The following is a 14,675-nucleotide window of genomic DNA, read 5'->3' on the forward strand; positions in this document are numbered from 1 at the left end:
CCGCGACGGCGACGGGCTCGCGCACCCCGCTCCCCCACGGGGAGACGGATCACCGCACGGCCGGGCCGGGGACGGGGCCTCCTCCGGCACCCGCGACGGTGACGGTTCAGGGGCCGCCGCCGACGGATCGGGACACCCGGACGCGCCCGCGCTGTTGACGTGTTACCGCCGCGTACAGAAGATCGGACCACCCCCGGTCCGGGGCGCCCCCGAACAAGGACGGAACCGATGGCGTACGACGCTGATGTGATCGTGATCGGTGCGGGCCTGGCGGGCCTGGCCGCCACTGCCGAGCTAGTCGACGCCGGACGCAGCGTCATCCTGCTCGACCAGGAGCCCGAGCAGTCGATCGGCGGCCAGGCCCACTGGTCCTTCGGCGGACTGTTCTTCGTCGACTCGCCCGAACAGCGCCGGATGCGGGTCAGGGACAGCCATGAGCTGGCCCTCCAGGACTGGCTCGGCACGGCCGGCTTCGACCGGCCGGAGGACCACTGGCCCCGCAAGTGGGCCGAGGCGTACGTCGACTTCGCGGCGGGCGAGAAGCGGGCCTGGCTGCACCGCCAGGGCGTCCGGTTCTTCCCGGTCGTCGGCTGGGCGGAGCGCGGCGGCTACGACGCCAACGGACACGGCAACTCCGTCCCGCGCTTCCACATCACCTGGGGCACCGGCCCCGGGCTCGTCGCCCCCTTCGAACGGCGGGTCCGCGCGGGCGTCGCCCGGGGCCTCGTACGGCCGGCGTTCCGGCATCGCGTCACCGGCCTCGGCCGGACGGGCGGCGCCGTGGACACCGTCAGCGGCGAGATCCTGGAGCCCTCCGGCGCCGAGCGCGGCACGGCCAGCAGCCGCGAGGTCACCGGCGCCTTCGAGTACCGGGCACAGGCCGTGATCGTCACCTCCGGCGGCATCGGGGGCAACCACGACCTCGTCCGCGCCCAGTGGCCGCAGCGGCTCGGGACCCCGCCCGACAAGATGCTCTCCGGGGTGCCCGCCCACGTCGACGGCCTGATGCTCGGTATCGCGGAGGCGGCCGGCGCCCACCACATCAACCGCGACCGGATGTGGCACTACACCGAGGGCATCGAGAACTGGAACCCCATCTGGGGCCGGCACGGCATCCGCATCCTGCCCGGCCCCTCGTCCCTCTGGCTCGACGCGACCGGCCGCCGGCTGCCCGTCCCGCTCTTCCCCGGCTTCGACACGCTCGGCACCCTCGAACACATCATGAGGTCCGGGTACGGCTACACCTGGTTCGTTCTCAACCGGCGCATCATCGGCAAGGAGTTCACCCTCTCCGGTTCCGAACAGAACCCGGACCTCACCGGCAGGTCCGTGCGCGGCGTGTTCGAGCGTGCCCGCGCCGACGTCCCCGGCCCGGTCAAGGCGTTCATGGACCGCGGCGCCGACTTCGTCATCGAGAAGGACCTGCCGTCCCTGGTGCGCGGCATGAACGCGCTCACCGAGGAGCCCCTCATCGACGAGGCGGCGCTGCGCCGCGAGATCACCGCCCGCGACCGGGAGATCGCCAACCCCTTCACCAAGGACCTCCAGGTCACAGCGATCCACGGAGCGCGCAAGTACCTGGGCGACAAGCTGATCCGCACGGTCGCCCCGCACCGCGTCCTCGACCCCGCGGCGGGCCCGCTGATCGCCGTCCGCCTGAACATCCTCACCCGCAAGTCGCTCGGCGGTCTGGAGACCGACCTGTCGTCCCGCGTCCTCACTTCCGACGGCACCCCGCTGCCCGGCGTCTACGCGGCGGGAGAGGCAGCCGGGTTCGGCGGTGGCGGGGTCCACGGCTACCGGGCACTGGAGGGCACGTTCCTCGGCGGCTGCCTCTTCTCGGGCCGGGCGGCGGGCCGCGCGGCGGCGAAGGCGGTCGGCTGAGCGAGCGGGGCCGCCGGGGCGCGGCCCCCGGATCTACGGGACCGGTGTCGCCTGGTGGTGGTACATCCGCCACCCGGCGTCGCCCGCCGGCCCCGGCGTCCTGCGCCACAGCGAACTGCGGCGCGCCCGCCTGCCGTCGATGACCGTCTCGTACGTCAGGTGCACCAGGTCCGGCGCGAGCTGGACCCCCCTCATGCCGGAGATCTCGTAGCGCGGGCCGTCGGGTGCGGCGCCCTCCATGGCGGGCAGCTCCGCGAGCATCTCCTCGCGGGTCCAGCGCCGCCCCGACGCCCCGACCTCCACGAAGTCCGGGTCCAGCAACCGCTCGGCCCGCTCCCGCGAGGTCCGCACGCCCGGGTCGACCAGCCGCAGTTCACCCGCGATGGCCTCCTCCACCCCGGTCACCCGAGGCGCTCCACCACGCGGAAGCGCTCCGCGACGACCATGGTCGTGTCGTCGACCGTGAACCCCGGGTCGCCCAGCGCCTCGCGCATCTCGTCGCTGTGCCAGAACTCCTCGTGCCCCGCGCGCCATTGGGCGACCGACGTGTACCCCTCGCCCTCGTCCAGGGCGTGCTGGAGGTCCACGTCGCCAAGGGGCATCAGGCGTACCTCGGTCACCTCGAGCACCGCGACCTCGCGGCCCTCCGAGTCGATCAGTGCCGAGCGCTCACCCACCGGCGGCAGCTCTTCCCGCTCGGCCTCGTACTCGGCCAGCAGGCCGGTCGTGGAGACCTTCTCGCCGGAGAGGACGGCGGCGACCAGCCGGTCCCGCAGGGGACCGGGAAAGGCCAGCAGGTACGGCTTGAGGGGCTCGGTTGCGGACATCCGCCAAGTCTGGCACGCCCGGGCGGGCGGAGCAGCGGGGTTTTCCACGGCACCGGCGGCCGACCTCCGCACACCGGCGGCCGACCTCCGCACACCGGCCGTTGCGACCGTTCCGGGGGGCGTACCGGCAGCGGTTCCGCCGTCACGGCCGGCGTACCGGCAGCGGTTCCGTCGTCCGCCGGACATGGCGGCGGCGCCCGGCCGGCCCGGACGCGCGCCGAGGCACGCGCACCGGGCCGGCCGGACGCCGACCGGGCCGTGACGGCCACCGGCGGTGGCCGCGGGGGCTACAGCACGAGTGACAGGAGCAGGACGCACACGATCCCGACCACCGAGATGATCGTCTCCATCACCGACCAGGTCTTGATCGTCTGGCCGACGCTCATCCCGAAGTACTCCTTCACCAGCCAGAAGCCGGCGTCGTTGACATGGCTGAAGAAGAGCGAACCGGCGCCGATCGCCAGCACCAGCAGCGCCGCGTGCGAGGTCGACATGCCGGCGGCGAGCGGCGCCACCAGACCGGCGGCCGAGATGGTGGCGACCGTCGCCGAACCGGTCGCCAGCCGGATCGCCACCGCGATCAGCCAGGCCAGCAGAAGGGTGGGGATCGCCCAGTTCTCGGAGAGCTCCAGGATCATCTGGCCGACACCGATGTCGATCAGGGTCTGCTTGAAGCCGCCGCCCGCGCCGACGATCAGCAGCACGCCGGCGATGGGCGCGAGCGACTTCTCGACGGTCGTGGAGAGCCGCCCCTTGGTGAAGCCGGCCGCCCGGCCGAGCGTGAACATGCCCACGAGGACCGCGACCAGCAGGGCGATCAGCGGCGAACCGATGACGTCGGTGACCCGCTGTATGCCGTTCTCGGGGTCGTCGACGACGATGTCCACGAGGGCCTTGATCAGCATCAGCACCACGGGGAGCATCACCGTCGCGACCGTCGCGCCGAAGCCCGGCCGGCGCTCCAGGTCCTCCGAGGGACGCTGGGGGATCATGCGCTCGGGCGCCTGGATGTCCACCCAGCGCGCCGCGTACCGCGAGAACAGCGGGCCGGCGACGATCACCGTGGGGATGGCCACCACGATGCCCAGGGCGAGCGTGACGCCCAGATTGGCGCCGATCGCGTCGATGGCGACCAGCGGGCCGGGGTGCGGCGGGATGAGCCCGTGCATCACCGACAGGCCGGCCAGCGCCGGGATGCCGATCCGCATCAGCGAGTAGTTGCCGCGCTTGGCGACCAGCAGCACCACCGGGATCAGCAGCACGATGCCGACCTCGAAGAAGAGCGGCAGCCCGATGACCGAGGCGATCAGCACCATCGCCCACGGCATCGCCCGCCCGCTCGCCTTCGCGAGGATCGTGTCGACGATCTGGTCCGCGCCGCCGGAATCGGCGAGCAGCTTGCCGAGGATCGCCCCGAGGGCGATCAGCACACCGACGCCCGCGACGGTCGAGCCGAGCCCCTTGGTGAAGGACTCGATGGTCCTGTCGAGCGGAGCGCCCGCGAACGCGCCCAGCGCCAGTGACCCGATGGTCAGCGCCAGGAAGGCGTGCAGCTTGAACTTGGTGATGAGCAGGACGATGACGGCGATGCCCGCCAGGACGGCGATGCCCAGTTGAGCGTTGCCCGCCGATGTGATCGGTTCGGTGGCGTCCGCTGCCAGCATCTCGACGTTGAGACTGGTCACAGGGGTTCCTCAGATGGTGAGCCGGCGCAGCGCTGCCACGGCCCGGTCGGTGATTTCCTCGGGGGAGCCGGTGACGTCGACGGCCGTACCGGCCTCGTCGTCCCCGAGCGACTGCAGGGCGGCGAACTGGGAGTCCAGCAGCGCGGTGGGCATGAAGTGGCCCTTGCGGGCCGCCATCCGCTCCTCGATGAGGGAGCGGTCGCCGGTCAGATGGAGGAAGACGGCTCCGGGGGCGGCCGCCCTCAGGCGGTCGCGGTAGGCGCGCTTGAGCGCCGAGCTGCTCACCACCCCGCCGAGCCCCTCGCGCCCGTGTGCCCACTGCCCGATCGCGTCGAGCCACGGCCAGCGGTCGTCGTCCTCCAGGGGGACGCCGGCCGACATCTTGGCGATGTTGGCCTCGGGGTGGAAGTCGTCGCCCTCGGCGTAGGGGACGCCGAGCGCCTCGGCGACCAGCGGACCGATGGTGGTCTTGCCGGTTCCCGCCACGCCCATCACGACGACGACTGGGGGTTTCTGCATGGGTGGTGCCTCGCTGTCTTCTTCGACATCGATGCCGGACATCGATTCCTCGCCGCACACTGAAACCCATGAGGTACGACGTATTCAAGAGCCTGTGACATAAAAGTCATACTTTTAATGGCTCGCTGTCATCGGAATCCGCGTCGGCGCTTACGCTGTGCCCATGACGACACAGGCCCGGGGGCTCCATACGCATGTGCTGGACACCCTGGGTCTCGCGATCACCGCGGGGGAGTACCCGCCGGGCAGCGTGCTGCGCACCGACGAACTGGCGCAGCGCTTCGAGGTCTCCCGCACCGTCGTGCGCGAGGTGGTCCGGGTCCTCGAATCGATGCGCCTGGTCGAGTCCCGCCGCAGGGTCGGCGTGACGGTACGGGCCACCGAGCAGTGGAACGTCTACGACCCGCGGGTCATCCGCTGGCGGCTGGCCGGCGCCGACCGTCCGCGCCAGCTCCGCTCGCTCACCGTCCTGCGCTCCGCCGTCGAGCCGGTCGCCGCCGGGCTGGCCGCGACCCACGCCACGCCGCAGCAGTGCAGGGAGCTCACCGAGCACGCCCTCGGGATGGTCGCCACCTCGCGCGGCCGCCGGCTGGAGGCGTACCTCGTCCATGACATCGCCTTCCACCGCGTGGTCCTCAACGCCTCGGGCAATGAGATGTTCGCCCGGCTCGGTGACGTCGTCGCCGAGGTCCTGACCGGCCGCACGCACCACCAGGTGATGTTCGAGGATCCCGATCCGCCCGCCGTGACCCTCCATGTGCGGGTCGCCGAGGCCGTACGGGAACGGGACGCCGGCCGGGCGGAGGAGCTCACCCGGCAGATCGCCGTGGGGGCCCTCCGGGAGCTGGACGTTCTCGCCCCATAACCGACCAGTAACCTCAAAAACACCTCAAATACGCCCGTGCGTGACATAGGCCACAGCCAAACGGTTCGTTTGCCGTGACTATGTGCCTGGCCCACATGCCCCGGTGACCACCCTTCATCACCGGCGTACGGCTGAAACCGCACGATTCCTCACGAAGGCGACTTCTAGATGAGTGACCGCACCATGCCTGCGGCCGACACCCTGAGCTCCGGTTCTCCGGCGGCGACGGGCACCCCCCACATCGACGCCGGTGATGCCGGTTACAGCAAGGACCTCAAGTCCCGCCACGTCAACATGATCGCCATCGGCGGCGCGATCGGCACCGGGCTGTTCCTCGGCGCCGGCGGCCGCCTGGCCGGCGCGGGCCCCTCCCTCGCCATCGCGTACGCCGTCTGCGGCGTCTTCGCCTTCTTCGTCGTCCGGGCCCTCGGTGAGCTGGTGCTCTATCGCCCGTCCTCCGGCGCCTTCGTCTCCTACGCCCGTGAGTTCATGGGTGAGAAGGGCGCCTACACGGCCGGCTGGCTGTACTTCCTGAACTGGTCGACCACCGCCGTCGCCGACATCACCGCGGCCGCGACCTACGCCCACTTCTGGGCCATGTTCAGCGACGTCCCCCAGTGGGTGCTCGCCATGATCGCCCTCGCCGTCGTCCTCACGGCGAACCTGATCTCGGTGAAGTACTTCGGCGAGATGGAGTTCTGGTTCGCGATCATCAAGGTCGCCGCGCTGGTGATCTTCATGTGTGTCGGCATCTTCCTGGTCGTCACCCAGCACGAGGTCGGCGGCCACACCCCGGGCCTGTCCACCATCACCGACAGCGGCGGCATCTTCCCGATGGGCATGCTGCCCATGCTGATGGTCGTCCAGGGTGTCGTCTTCGCCTACGCCTCCGTCGAGCTGGTCGGCGTCGCCGCCGGTGAGACCGAGAACCCCGAGAAGATCATGCCGAAGGCGATCAACTCGATCATGTGGCGCGTGGGCCTGTTCTACGTCGGCTCGGTCGTCCTGCTCGCCCTGCTGCTGCCGTACACCGCCTTCTCCGGCGACCAGAGCCCCTTCGTCACGGTCTTCGACAAGCTCGGCATCCCCGGTACGGCCGGCATCATGAACCTGGTCGTCCTCACCGCCGCCCTGTCCAGCCTGAACTCCGGCCTGTACTCCACCGGCCGCATCCTGCGCTCGATGGCGATGGCGGGCTCCGCGCCCAGGTTCACCGCCCGGATGAACAAGGGCCAGGTCCCCTACGGCGGCATCCTGCTCACCGCCGGCTTCGGCGTCCTCGGCGTCGGCCTGAACTACGTGATGCCCGGCGAGGCGTTCGAGATCGTGCTGAACCTCGCCTCCATCGGCATCCTCGGCACCTGGGGCATGATCATGCTGTGCTCGCTGCTGTTCTGGTCCCGCTCCAAGGACGGCAGGGTCACCCGGCCCTCCTACCGGCTGCCCTGGGCCCCGTACACGCAGATCGTGACGCTGGTGTTCCTCGCCACCGTCCTGTTCCTGATGTGGTACGGCGGCGGGGTCGGCCGGACCACGGTCAACTGCCTGCCGCTGATCGCGGCCCTGCTCGTCGGCGGCTGGTTCCTGGTCCGCAAGCGGGTCACGGCCCTCGCGTCGGCCGGGACCACCCAGGACTGACCTCCCTCCCCCCCCCGCAGCGGTACGGGAAGCCCCCGCCGGACGTGTCCGGCGGGGGCTTCCCGTTCACCGGCTCCCCGCACCGGCTCCGTTCGCCTGCCCCCCTAACACCGGCCCGGTCCCGAGCCCGGTCCCGAGCCCGGTCCGGTCCCGGTCCCGTTCGCGACACCGTGCGGGGCAGGAACGGGCCTCGCGCGGGCCGCCTCAGCCGTGGTGGCCCCCGCCGGACCCCCCGCCGTGACCTCCGCCGGGGGACCCGTCGTGCCCGCCGCCGTGCCCGGCTCCGTGGTCGAACCTCAGGACCTCCTTGGGCATCACCACGAACGGCCGCATCATCCCCATGTCCTCGTGCTCCAGCAGATGGCAGTGGTACATGAACCGCCCGTACGCCCCGTCGAACCGGCCCATCACCCGTACCATCTCGCCCTGGGACACGCGGAAGACGTCCTTCCAGCCCTGCTCGTTGGGCGGGACGGGGATCCTGCGCTCCGGGTCGAACCGCACCGGGGAGCGCGTACCGCCCAGCACCGGGTCGAACCCGGTCACCGAATAGGCGTCCCGGCCCACCACCTGGAAGTCCGCCAGGTGGATGTGCATCGGGTGCAGCGGCGCCCCCAGGTTCAGGAACGACCACTGCTCGTACGTGCCCTCCCCGACGGTGAAGCCGAGCCCGTCGTTGAACGTGCGGGCGGTGCGCCGGTAGGTCCGCACCTTCCCGTCCGGGCCCTGCACCTGGATCACGCCCGCCGTCGGCACCCGCACGTCCGTCCCGCCGGCCGCCCCGGTCTCCGCCATCTCCCAGATCTCCGGGTGGCCGCCCCCGCCCACCGTCTGCGGCGGCGTCAGCACGATCAGCCGGTGCCCGTGGTCGAAGTGCTCGTGGTCGAACCGCCGGAACGACCCCGACAGCACCTCCGGCAGGACGAAGTCGTCCGCGCACCCGCCGCGCCCCACCCGGAACTCCATGACGTGCGGGTACGGCACGTTGCGCGTGGCGTCCGGCACCCCCGGGGCCCGCCCGGCCGCCTTGTTCACCAGCCGCACGGTCCGCCCCTGGAGGCTCCGGAAGTCGACCAGCAGGTCGAACCTCTCGGCCGGGGCGATCGTGAGCGGCTGGCCGCCGGTGAAGCCGACCGTCACCGGCCTCGGGAGCAGCCCCCCGTCGCTGCCGATCTGATGGACCACGCCCGGCAGCGGGTCGTCGTCCTCGTCGACGAGCACCAGGTCGTACACGCGCGCGTTGGAGGCGTTGACCAGCCGGAAGCGGTACCAGCCGTCCTCCACGTCCAGATAGGGCCAGATCGTGCCGTTGACGGTCGTGTACGGGCCGAGGAAGGGCAGGGTCACCGGCTTGCCGGTCTCCGGATGGGACCGGGTCAGGACCGTCGTCTTGTGCAGCAGCCGTCCGTTCAGCCGGCCGGAGCCGTCCTCGTCCCGGTCCAGGTTCCGGTCGGCCAGGATCAGCGGCAGCTCACGCGCGCCCGACGGCAGCCCGAGCGCGTCCTCCTCGTCGTCCCGCACCAGGTAGGTGCCGACCAGCCCCGCGTACACGTTCCAGCGGGTGATGTTCATGGCGTGGTCGTGGTACCACCACTGCACCGCCTGGTGGTCGTTCGGGTACTCCGACAACTGGGCGTCGCCGTACCCGACCGCGTTGTCCGCCCAGCCGTCGTTGCCGCCGCCGGTCTGCGCGCCGTGCAGATGCGTCACCGACCAGGCCGGCAGCGCCGCCACGTCCTTGCTCGGCTCGGCGCCCTCGCGGCCCGGCCGGTTGTGGGGATCGGGCTGCCCCGCCACCCGGTCCACCTCCACCGCCGTGACCGGGTACTCACTGCCGGGCGGGATGCGGTTGGTCCACGCGATGCGGATCCGCTGCCCGCGCCGCACCTCGATGGTCGGGCCGGGGACGCTGCCCTCGTACCCCCACATCAGTGTCGGCGGGAGCTGGGTGTGCATCCGCACCCAGGTGGGCCGCAGCGCGATCTCGATCTCCTGCAGCACGTCCGGCCGGTCCGGCCGCAGGACGGGCGGGACGGTCAAAGGGTCCACGTACGGGACCAGTTCGGCCCCGGCGACGGCCTCGACGACCGCTTCGGCGGTGTTCCCGATGTACTCGATGATCTCGGTCAAGGTCTTTCCCCCGTAATGCCGTGAAGTGTCCTTGCGTACAGAAGGACAGCCCGGAGGCGCGCGGAGTTGCCGACACCCTGCCATCCGGCCGAAAGATTCACCCCGGCGCGCCGCCGTGACAGGGGATAGTGGTGCCGGACAACAGCACGAGGAAGGGAAGAGCCGCGATGACGCAGCAGGTCCAGGGGGTCGTCGCCCCAGGGAAGAACGAGCCGGTGCGGGTCGAGACGATCGTGATCCCCGACCCCGGCCCCGGTGAAGCCGTCGTGAAGATTCAGGCGTGCGGCGTCTGCCACACCGACCTGCACTACAAGCAGGGCGGGATCAACGACGACTTCCCGTTCCTCCTCGGCCACGAGGCCGCGGGCATCGTCGAGTCCGTCGGCGACGATGTCACCGAGGTCGCCCCGGGCGACTTCGTCGTACTGAACTGGCGAGCCGTCTGCGGCCGCTGCCGGGCGTGCCGGCGCGGCCGGCCCTGGTACTGCTTCGACACCCACAACGCCCGCCGGCGGATGACCCTGACCGACGGCACCGAGCTGTCCCCGGCGCTGGGCATCGGCGCGTTCGCCGAGAAGACCCTGGTCGCCGCCGGCCAGTGCACCAAGGTCGACCCGGCGGTCGCCCCCTCCGTCGCCGGACTGCTGGGCTGCGGCGTGATGGCCGGCATCGGCGCCGCCGTCAACACCGGCCAGGTCGGCCGCGGCGACTCGGTCGCCGTCATCGGCTGCGGTGGCGTCGGCGACGCCGCGATCGTCGGGTCCCGGCTGGCCGGCGCCGCCCGGATCATCGCCGTCGACATCGACGACCGCAAGCTGGAGACGGCCAGGTCGATGGGCGCGACCCACACCGTCAACTCGCGCACCCATGACCCCGTGGAGGCGATCCGCGAGCTCACCGGCGGCTTCGGCGCCGATGTCGTCATCGAGGCGGTCGGCCGCCCCGAGACCTACCAGCAGGCGTTCTACGCCCGCGACCTCGCGGGCACGGTGGTCCTGGTCGGCGTACCGACCCCCGAGATGAAGCTGGAACTGCCGCTGCTCGACGTGTTCGGGCGCGGCGGCGCGCTCAAGTCCTCGTGGTACGGCGACTGCCTGCCCTCCCGTGACTTCCCGATGCTCATCGACCTGCACCAGCAGGGCCGGATCGACCTCGGAGCCTTCGTCACCGAGACGATCGGCCTCGGCGACGTCGAGAAGGCGTTCGCGCGGATGCACGAGGGCGACGTGCTGCGCTCGGTGGTGGTCCTCTGATGGCCGCCCGCATCGAACACCTCGTCACCTCCGGCACCTTCTCGCTCGACGGCGGCACCTGGGACGTCGACAACAACGTGTGGATCGTGGGTGACGACTCGGAGGCGATCGTCATCGACGCCGCCCACGACGCCGGCGCCATCCTGGCCGCGCTCGGCGACCGCACCCTGCGGGCCGTCGTCTGCACGCACGCCCACAACGACCACATCGACGCGGCCCCGGCCCTCGCCGCCGCCACCGGCGCCCGGATCCTGCTGCACCCCGGCGACCTGCCGCTGTGGAAGCAGACCCATCCGGACCACTCGCCGGACGGCGAGCTCTCCGACGGGCAGACCCTGACCATCGCGGGCACGGACCTCACCGTGCTGCACACGCCCGGGCACGCGCCGGGCGCTGTCTGCCTCCACGCCCCGGAGCTGTCCACGGTCTTCACCGGGGACACCCTCTTCCAGGGAGGCCCCGGCGCGACCGGCCGGTCCTTCTCCGACTTCCCGACGATCGTCTCGTCGATCCGCGACCGGCTGCTCACCCTGCCGCCGGACACGGTCGTCCGTACGGGGCACGGAGACCCGACCACCATCGGCGCCGAGGCCCCGCACCTGGAGGAGTGGATTCAAAGAGGCCACTGAGCCAGCCGCCGCCGGCTCTCGAAGCGCATCAGCCCGCCCGTGAGCGGGTCGGTGAACTCCAGCGTCCGCGCCAGCAGTTGCAGCGGACGCGACCAGTCCTCCGGCCCGTCCTCACGGACCACCGGATACACCGGATCGCCGAGGATCGGCACGCCCAGGCTGTTCATATGGACCCGCAGCTGATGGGTGCGGCCGGTCTCCGGAACCAGCCGGTACCGGCCCAGCCCGCCCCGGTGACCGGTCAGCTCGACGCGGCTCTCGCTGTTCGGCTCGCCCGGCTCCTCGCGGGCGGCCATCACCCCGCGCTCCTTCACGATCCGGCTGCGTACGGTCACCGGCAGCGCGATCCCGGGCTCGTACGCCGCGACCGCCTCGTACTCCTTGCGCACCAGCCGGTCCCGGAACAGGGTCTGGTACGCCCCCCGGTCCGACGGGTTCACGACGAAGAGCACCAGCCCGGCCGTCAGCCGGTCGAGCCGGTGCGCGGGCTGGAGGTGCGGCAGGTCCAGGTCGCGGCGCAGCCGCGCCAGGGCCGTCTCGGTCACATGCCGCCCGCGCGGCATCGTCGCCAGGAAGTGCGGCTTGTCGGCGACCACGATGCGCTCGTCGCGGTGGACGACCCCGACGTCGAACGGCACCCGCCGCTCGGGCGGGAAGTCCCGGTGGAACCAGACGTACCGCCCCTCCGCGTACGGCTCCTCCGCGCCCACCGGCCGGCCGTCGGCGCCGACGAACCGGCCCTCCGCCAGCATGGCGTCGACCCGGCCGGCGCCGATCGCCCCGGCGTACCGCCCGGCCAGATGGTCCCGGACGGTCACCCACGCACCGTCCGGATCGGCGGGCAGCCGCAGCCGCACCGGGTCTATGCCGGCGCGCTGCGGCAGCGGGGCCGCCGGGGCCTTCGTTCTGCGTCTCACGGGCCCACGGTAGCCCCGGCAGGCCGTTTCCCGGCCCACCGTCCCCCGCTCACGGCAGCGGTACGGTCACCTCTCCCGCGCCCCGCGCCGAGCCGCCCCCCACCAGCCTGACCCTGAAGGGCCGGTCCGTGCCGCTCGCGCGCACGCGCAGCGCCCGCCCGTCCCGTACCACCGTGAAGTCCGCCGCCGGGGCCCCCGTGAGGTCGGGCACCGTGAGGGTCCGTCCGTCCGCGTCCGGCTGGACCAGCAGCGTCAGGCCCTCCAGCCAGTCGCCGTCCGGCCGCTGGTCGTCCGCGCCCAGGGGCAGCACCGCGCCGGGCCGTACGTACAGCGGCAGGCTGTCGAAGCCGTGCCGCTCGCGCCGCCAGGCCGGGCCGGTCACGGTCGCGCCGGTCAGCAGATGCGTCCAGGTGCCCTCCGGCACGTAGAACTCCACCTCCCCGTCCGCCGTGAACACCGGCGCCACCAGCAGGTCCGGGCCGAGCATGTACTGACGGTCCAGCGTCCGGCAGCCCGGGTCGTCGGGGAACTCCAGCAGCATCGGACGCATCAGGGGGGTGCCCGTCCGGTGGGCCTCGGCGGCGGCGCCGTACAGATAGGGCATCAGCCGGTGCTTCAGCTCGGTGAACTGCCGCGCCACGTCCACCGCCTCGTCGCCGAACTCCCACGGCACCCGGTACGACATGTTCCCGTGCAGCCTGCTGTGCGAGGACAGCAGCCCGAAGGCCAGCCACCGCTTGAAGACGTCGGGGTCGGGCGTGCCCTCGAAGCCGCCGATGTCATGGCTCCAGAAACCGAAGCCGGACAGGCTCAGCGACAGCCCCCCGCGCAGCGACTCGGCCATGGCGTTGAAGGAGGCGAAGCAGTCACCGCCCCAGTGCACCGGGAACTGCTGCCCGCCGGCCGTCGCCGAGCGGGCGAACAGCACCGCCTCGCCCGCCCCGCGCTCCTTCTCCAGCAGCTCGAAGACGCACTGGTTGTACAGCTGGGCGTAGTAGTTGTGCATCCGCTCCGGGTCGGAGCCGTCGTGCCACACCACATCGGTCGGCACCCGCTCGCCGAAGTCGGTCTTGAAGCAGTCCACGCCCTGGTCGAGCAGCGGCTTGAGCTTCGACCGGAACCACGCCCGCGCGTCCGGGTTGGTGAAGTCGACCAGGGCCATCCCGGCCTGCCACAGGTCCCACTGCCAGATGTCGCCGTTCGGCCTCCTCACCAGGTAGCCGTGGTGGGCGCCCTCGGCGAAGAGCGCCGACTTCTGCGCGATGTACGGGTTGATCCACGCGCTGATCCGCAGTCCGCGCTCCTTGAGCCGCGCCAGCATGCCCGCCGGGTCCGGGAAGGTCTCCGGGTCCCACTGGAAGTCGGACCACTGGTACTCGCGCATCCAGAAGCAGTCGAAGTGGAACACGGACAGCGGGATGTTCCGCTCGGCCATGCCGTCCACGAAGGAGGTGACCGTCTCCTCGTCGTACGACGTGCAGAAGGACGTCGTCAGCCACAGCCCGAACGACCAGGCGGGCGGCAGCGCGGGCCGCCCGGTCAGCGCGGTGTAGCGGGCCAGGACGTCCTTGGGGGTGGGCCCCGCCACGACGTAGTACTCCAGCGTCTGGTCCTCGACGCTGAACTGCACCTGCCCGACCGACTCCGAGCCGACCTCGAAGGACACCTTCCCCGGGTGGTTGACGAAGACCCCGTAGCCGCGCGAGGAGAGGTAGAACGGGACGTTCTTGTACGCCTGCTCGCTGCTGGTGCCGCCGTCGGCCTGCCAGATGTCGACGGTCTGGCCGTTCTTCACGTACGGGGTGAACCGCTCGCCGAGTCCGTAGACGTTCTCGCCGACGCCCAGCGCGAGCTGCGCCACCATGTGGTGGGCGCCGTCGCCGGTGGTGGCGAACGCGGTGCCCTTGGCCTCGACCGAGGTGAGCCGCCTGCCGTCACCGTCCAGGAACGTCAGTCCCCACGGTCCCGACCGGTCCAGGCGCAGGGTGAGCGGGCCGCTGGTCAGCTCGGTCACCGAGCCGTCGCGCCGGGTCCGCGCGCCGGTTCCGGTGTCCGAGTCGGCACCGGGCAGATCGAAGTCGGGGCCCGCGTGCGCCCTGCCCGCGTGGTGGGTGGCCCGCACCCCGATGACCCCCTCGGCGGGGGAGAAGCACTCCACCGTGAGCAGCGGCGAGTTGAGGGTGTGGCCACGGTGCTCGACGTGCCTGACCGCCGCGTAGGCGGTGAAGTGGTCGTCGCTGACGTGCAGGTCACGCACTTCGGTGGCGTACGAGGCGTCGACGCCGTCGCGCATCAGCCAGAAGCCGTCGGTGAACTTCATGGAATTCC

General features: G+C 71.6%; 12 protein-coding genes. 5 read left to right on the top strand and 7 right to left on the bottom strand.

Annotated elements, in window-relative coordinates; all coding sequences use genetic code 11:
- Positions 1-228: 228 nt before the first annotated feature.
- Complete coding sequence (locus tag PUR26_RS08425) at positions 229-1,884, top strand: FAD-binding dehydrogenase (RefSeq protein ID WP_329870729.1); 1,656 nt, start codon at positions 229-231, stop codon at positions 1,882-1,884.
- A 33-nt stretch (positions 1,885-1,917) separates the two neighbouring features.
- On the opposite strand, the gene PUR26_RS08430 is transcribed toward PUR26_RS08425, so the two are convergent.
- From PUR26_RS08430 to PUR26_RS08445, 4 genes are all read right to left on the bottom strand, one after another.
- On the bottom strand, positions 1,918-2,289 hold the full coding sequence (locus tag PUR26_RS08430) for a nuclear transport factor 2 family protein (protein ID WP_329870731.1): 372 nt from the start codon (positions 2,287-2,289) through the stop codon (positions 1,918-1,920).
- On the bottom strand, positions 2,286-2,711 hold the full coding sequence (locus tag PUR26_RS08435) for an ASCH domain-containing protein (protein WP_329870733.1): 426 nt from the start codon (positions 2,709-2,711) through the stop codon (positions 2,286-2,288). The genes PUR26_RS08430 and PUR26_RS08435 overlap by 4 nt, the downstream gene beginning before the upstream one ends.
- Positions 2,712-2,998: 287 nt before the next feature.
- The gene (locus PUR26_RS08440) at positions 2,999-4,396 is read right to left on the bottom strand and encodes a GntT/GntP/DsdX family permease (RefSeq protein WP_329870735.1); all 1,398 of its coding nucleotides are present in this window, start codon (positions 4,394-4,396) and stop codon (positions 2,999-3,001) included.
- A gap of 9 nt (positions 4,397-4,405) precedes the next feature.
- Positions 4,406-4,915, bottom strand: a complete 510-nt coding sequence (locus PUR26_RS08445) for a gluconokinase (RefSeq protein WP_329870737.1) — start codon at positions 4,913-4,915, stop codon at positions 4,406-4,408.
- Positions 4,916-5,078: 163 nt separating this feature from the next.
- Between PUR26_RS08445 and PUR26_RS08450 the strand changes: the two genes are divergently transcribed.
- Entirely contained in the window at positions 5,079-5,780 is a 702-nt protein-coding gene (locus PUR26_RS08450; RefSeq protein ID WP_329870738.1) for a FadR/GntR family transcriptional regulator, read from the top strand.
- A gap of 168 nt (positions 5,781-5,948) precedes the next feature.
- Positions 5,949-7,418, top strand: a complete 1,470-nt coding sequence (locus PUR26_RS08455; RefSeq protein WP_329870739.1) for an amino acid permease — start codon at positions 5,949-5,951, stop codon at positions 7,416-7,418.
- Between the two features lie 204 nt (positions 7,419-7,622).
- On the opposite strand, the gene phsA is transcribed toward PUR26_RS08455, so the two are convergent.
- Positions 7,623-9,548 (bottom strand): O-aminophenol oxidase PhsA, encoded by a 1,926-nt coding sequence (phsA, locus tag PUR26_RS08460; protein ID WP_443077010.1) that lies wholly within the window; start codon positions 9,546-9,548, stop codon positions 7,623-7,625.
- Positions 9,549-9,715: 167 nt separating this feature from the next.
- Here phsA and PUR26_RS08465 point away from each other — a divergent pair, with 167 nt between their 5' ends.
- Together PUR26_RS08465 and PUR26_RS08470 are read left to right on the top strand one after the other, a co-directional pair.
- Positions 9,716-10,801 (top strand): S-(hydroxymethyl)mycothiol dehydrogenase, encoded by a 1,086-nt coding sequence (locus PUR26_RS08465; protein WP_329870741.1) that lies wholly within the window; start codon positions 9,716-9,718, stop codon positions 10,799-10,801.
- Positions 10,801-11,430, top strand: coding sequence for an MBL fold metallo-hydrolase (locus PUR26_RS08470; protein WP_329870743.1), 630 nt, complete (start codon positions 10,801-10,803; stop codon positions 11,428-11,430). Before PUR26_RS08465 ends, PUR26_RS08470 begins: the two co-directional genes overlap by 1 nt.
- On the opposite strand, the gene PUR26_RS08475 is transcribed toward PUR26_RS08470, so the two are convergent.
- Positions 11,415-12,347, bottom strand: coding sequence for an RluA family pseudouridine synthase (locus PUR26_RS08475; RefSeq protein ID WP_329870745.1), 933 nt, complete (start codon positions 12,345-12,347; stop codon positions 11,415-11,417). The two genes, PUR26_RS08470 and PUR26_RS08475, sit on opposite strands and share 16 nt — an antisense overlap.
- Positions 12,348-12,396: 49 nt before the next feature.
- Positions 12,397-14,667: an alpha-xylosidase gene (gene yicI / locus PUR26_RS08480; protein ID WP_329870746.1), complete on the bottom strand. Its 2,271-nt coding sequence runs from the start codon at positions 14,665-14,667 to the stop codon at positions 12,397-12,399.
- Positions 14,668-14,675 lie beyond the last annotated feature (8 nt).

It is taken from the genome of Streptomyces sp. SP18CS02, from assembly GCF_036322365.1.
In the GTDB taxonomy this organism is placed as follows: Bacteria; Actinomycetota; Actinomycetes; order Streptomycetales; family Streptomycetaceae; genus Streptomyces.